This is a genomic window from Ralstonia sp. RL, assembly GCF_001683835.1.
Lineage (GTDB): Bacteria > Pseudomonadota > Gammaproteobacteria > Burkholderiales > Burkholderiaceae > Ralstonia > Ralstonia mannitolilytica.
This window is the reverse complement of the sequence record NZ_LWRX01000151.1, coordinates 1-4,473: the sequence shown is the minus strand read 5'-3', so window position 1 is coordinate 4,473 and position 4,473 is coordinate 1. Positions and strand designations below refer to the sequence as shown.

3 protein-coding genes are annotated in these 4,473 nt (G+C 65.3%); all 3 read left to right on the top strand.

All coding sequences use genetic code 11. From position 1 onward, the window contains the following. On the top strand, positions 1-2,314 hold a 2,314-nt coding region (gcvP, locus tag A6M56_RS14855; protein ID WP_286758209.1), incomplete at its 5' end, for an aminomethyl-transferring glycine dehydrogenase. Between the two features lie 114 nt (positions 2,315-2,428). Next, positions 2,429-3,808 carry an L-serine ammonia-lyase gene (locus A6M56_RS14850; RefSeq protein WP_286758208.1) on the top strand — a complete coding sequence of 460 codons (1,380 nt, stop codon included), beginning with the start codon at positions 2,429-2,431 and terminating at the stop codon, positions 3,806-3,808. A gap of 44 nt (positions 3,809-3,852) precedes the next feature. Next, positions 3,853-4,473 (top strand): aminomethyltransferase family protein (locus A6M56_RS14845; RefSeq protein ID WP_502686938.1); only part of this gene is annotated, 621 nt, incomplete at its 3' end.

Sequence of the window (4,473 nt, the reverse complement as noted above, 5' to 3'; positions counted from 1 at the left end):
GCAAACGATTGACGTGGTGCGCACCCGCGCCGAACCGATCGGCGTGCAGGTGGTGGTCGGCGATCATCGCCAGGACCTCGATTCGCTCGACTGCTTCGGCGTACTGCTGCAGTATCCGACGCTCGACGGCGAAATCCATGACTACAAGGATATCGTGGCCAAGGCGCATGCGAAGGAAGCGCTGGTGGTGGTCGCGGCCGACCTGCTGGCGCTGACGGTGCTGACGCCGCCAGGAGAATTCGGCGCGGACGTGGCAATCGGTTCCGCGCAGCGTTTCGGCGTGCCGCTCGGTTACGGCGGCCCGCATGCCGCGTATTTCGCCACGCGCGATGCCAACAAGCGCCTGATGCCGGGGCGCGTGGTCGGCGTGTCGATCGACAACCATGGCAACAAGGCGTACCGCCTGGCGCTGCAGACCCGCGAGCAGCACATCCGCCGCGAGAAGGCGACTTCCAACGTGTGTACCGCGCAGGTGCTGCTCGCCAATATCGCGAGCATGTTCGCCGTCTATCACGGCCCGCAGGGACTGAAGACCATCGCCCAGCGCGTGCATCGGCTGACCGCGACGCTGGCCGCCGGCCTGCGCAAGCTGGATTGCGAAGTCGGCACGGCCGCATTCTTCGACACCATCGTGGTGCGCACCGGTGCCCGTACCCAGCAGATTCACGATGCCGCGCGCAAGCAGGCAATCAACCTGCGCATGGCCGATGGCGAAAGCGTCGGCATCTCGCTCGATGAAACCACCACGGCTGCCGATGTCGAAGCACTGTGGGGCATTTTCGCCGCCGGAAAAACCGTCCCTTCATTTGCGGAGATCGAGGCCGACGTTACCGACCGCATCCCGGCCTCGCTGGCGCGCACCAGCGCCTACCTCACGCATCCGGTGTTCAACACCCATCATTCGGAGACCGAATTGCTGCGCTACCTGCGCAAGCTGTCGGACAAGGACCTGGCGCTGGACCGCACCATGATCCCGCTCGGCTCCTGCACGATGAAGCTGAACGCGACGACCGAGATGATCCCTGTGACCTGGAAGGAGTTCGGCAACATCCATCCATTTGCGCCGGTCGAGCAGGCGCAGGGCTACCAGCAGATGATCGCCGAGCTGGAGCAGATGCTGGTCGCCTGCACCGGCTATGACGCCGTGTCGCTGCAGCCGAACGCCGGTTCGCAGGGCGAGTACGCCGGCCTGCTGGCGATCCGCGCCTATCACCAGAGCCGCGGCGAAGGCCACCGCAACGTCTGCCTGATCCCGAGCTCCGCGCACGGCACCAACCCGGCGACCGCGCACATGGCCGGCATGCAGGTGGTGGTGGTGGCTTGCGACGAGCGCGGCAACGTGGATATCGCGGACCTGAAGGCGAAGGCCGAGAAGCATGCGAACGATCTCGCCGCGATCATGATCACCTATCCGTCCACGCACGGCGTGTTCGAGGAAGCGGTGCGCGAGGTGTGCGAGATCGTGCACTCCTACGGCGGCCAGGTTTACATCGACGGCGCCAACATGAATGCGATGGTGGGGCTGTGCGCTCCGGGCAAGTTCGGCGGCGACGTGTCGCACCTGAACCTGCACAAGACCTTCTGCATCCCGCACGGCGGCGGCGGACCGGGCGTCGGCCCGATCGGCGTGAAGTCGCACCTGGCGCCGTTCCTGCCGGGGCATCGCATGCTGGAGAACCATGCGGGGCCGGTGTGCGCGGCGCCGTGGGGCAGCGCCAGCATCCTGCCGATCAGCTGGACCTACATCAAGCTGATGGGCGGCCAGGGCCTGAAGGCGGCCAGCGAGATGGCGATCCTCAACGCGAACTACATCGCCAAGCGCCTGGAGCCGCATTTCCCGATCCTGTACACCGGCGCCAATGGCCTGGTGGCGCACGAATGCATCGTGGATCTGCGTCCGCTGAAGGACACCGGCATCACCGTCGACGACGTCGCCAAGCGCCTGATGGACTTCGGCTTCCATGCGCCGACGATGTCGTTCCCGGTGCCGGGCACCCTGATGATCGAGCCGACCGAGAGCGAATCGAAGGAGGAGCTCGACCGCTTCTGCGAGGCGATGATCGCGATCCGCGAAGAGATCCGCGCCGTCGAGCAGGGCGTCTACAAGGCGGAGGAAAGCCCGCTGCGCAACGCGCCGCACACGGCGATGGATATCGCCGGCGAATGGAACCGTCCGTACTCGCGCGAGCAGGCCGTGTTCCCGGTCGCCTCCCTGCGCGAAGGCAAATACTGGCCGCCGGTCGGCCGCGTCGACAACGTGTACGGCGACCGCAACCTGGTCTGCTCGTGCCCGCCGATGTCCGACTACGAATAAGGCCGGCTCCGGAACGCGCCGGATGCAAAAGAGCGCGGCAGCGGGGCATATCTCCCTCTCCCCATGGCGGGAGAGGAGCAATCCAAGGGGATGACGAGGCGGCAGGCAGGAAGTATGGCCATCAGCGTTTTTGAGTTGTTCAAGATTGGTATCGGTCCCTCCAGTTCGCATACCGTGGGACCGATGCGGGCGGCATTGCAGTTTGTAAGCGGGCTGCAGGATGCGGGGCTGCTGGCGCAAACGGAAGCGGTCAAGGCGGAACTGTACGGCTCGCTGGGCGCAACCGGAAAAGGGCACGGCAGCGACAAGGCGGTCATGCTTGGCCTGCAGGGCGAGGCGCCCGACCTGGTCGAGGTCGATGCCGTAGGCGACGCGCTGGCGAAGATCCGGCAAGAAAAGCGCATCAACCTGCTCGGGAAAAAGCCGATCCCGTTTGTCGAGAGCGAGCACCTGCTGCTCTACAGGCGGCATTCCTTGCCCTACCATCCGAACGGCATGCGTTTCACCGCCTTCGATGCTGCTGGGGCGGAAATTCGCAGCAAGGTGTATTACTCGGTGGGCGGCGGTTTCGTGGTCAATGAAGACGCGGCCGGGATCGACCGGATCGTGCCGGACACGACGATGCCGCCTTATCCGTTCAGGAGCGCGGCTGAATTGCTGGCGCTGTGCCGGCGGCACGGGCTGACGATCAGCCAGCTCATGCTCGACAACGAGAAGGCCTGGCGCAGCGAGCAGGAAACCCGTACCGGCCTGCTGAGGATCTGGCAGGTGATGCAGGAGTGCGTGAAGCGCGGCTGCGAACGGGAAGGAACGCTGCCCGGCGGCCTGCAGGTGAAGCGCCGCGCCGCCGAACTGTACCGCAAGCTGTCCAGCCAGCCGGAGGCCAGCCTGCGCGATCCGCTGACCACGATGGACTGGGTGAACCTGTATGCGCTGGCGGTCAACGAGGAGAACGCCGCAGGCGGTCGCGTGGTGACCGCGCCGACCAACGGCGCCGCCGGCATCATCCCGGCGGTGCTGCATTACTACCACCGCTTCGTCGCCGGCGCGAACGACGAGGGCGTGATGCGTTTCCTGCTGACGGCGGCGGCGATCGGCATCCTGTACAAGGAAAACGCATCGATTTCCGGCGCCGAGGTCGGCTGCCAGGGGGAGGTCGGCGTCGCCTGTTCGATGGCGGCCGGCGCGCTGGCGGAAGTAATGGGCGGCACGCCCGAGCAGGTGGAAAACGCCGCGGAAATCGGCATGGAACACAACCTCGGCCTGACCTGCGATCCGATCGGCGGGCTGGTGCAGGTGCCGTGCATCGAGCGCAATGCGATGGGATCGATCAAGGCGATCAATGCGGCGCGCATGGCCCTGCGCGGCAGCGGCCAGCATTTCGTTTCGCTCGACAAGGTGATCAAGACCATGCGCGAGACCGGCGCGGACATGAAAACGAAGTACAAGGAGACCGCGCGCGGAGGGCTTGCGGTCAACGTGATCGAATGCTGATGCCGCGCCTTTGCGGCATCGAATAACAAAGGGAAAACAATTTTATGGAAAACGCTACGCCAGCTCTGGCCCGCACCCCGCTGTACAACCTGCACGTCGAACTCGGCGCGCGCATGGTGCCGTTCGCCGGCTACGAGATGCCGGTGCAGTATCCGACCGGCGTGCTCAAGGAGCACAATCACACCCGTGCCCAGGCCGGGCTGTTCGACGTGTCGCACATGGGCCAGGTGCGCCTGTCCGGACCGGATGCGGCGGCGGCGCTGGAAACGCTGGTGCCGGTCGATATCATCGACCTTCCGCTGAACACGCAGCGTTATGCGATGTTCACCAGCGAACAGGGCGGCGTGCTGGACGACCTGATGGTGTCGAACGGCGGCGATCATCTGTTCGTGGTGGTCAACGCCGCATGCAAGCAGCAGGACGTGGCGCACATGCGCAAGCACATCGGCGACCGCTGCGCGATCGAGGAATTGTCCGACCGCGCACTGCTGGCCTTGCAGGGGCCTGCGGCGGCGAGCGTGATGGCGCGCCTTGCGCCGGAAGCGGTGAAGATGGTCTTCATGCAGACCACCAAGGTCAACTTAGCTGGTGCCGAATGCTTCGTCAGCCGTTCCGGCTATACCGGCGAGGATGGCTTCGAAATCTCGGTACCCAACGACAAGGCG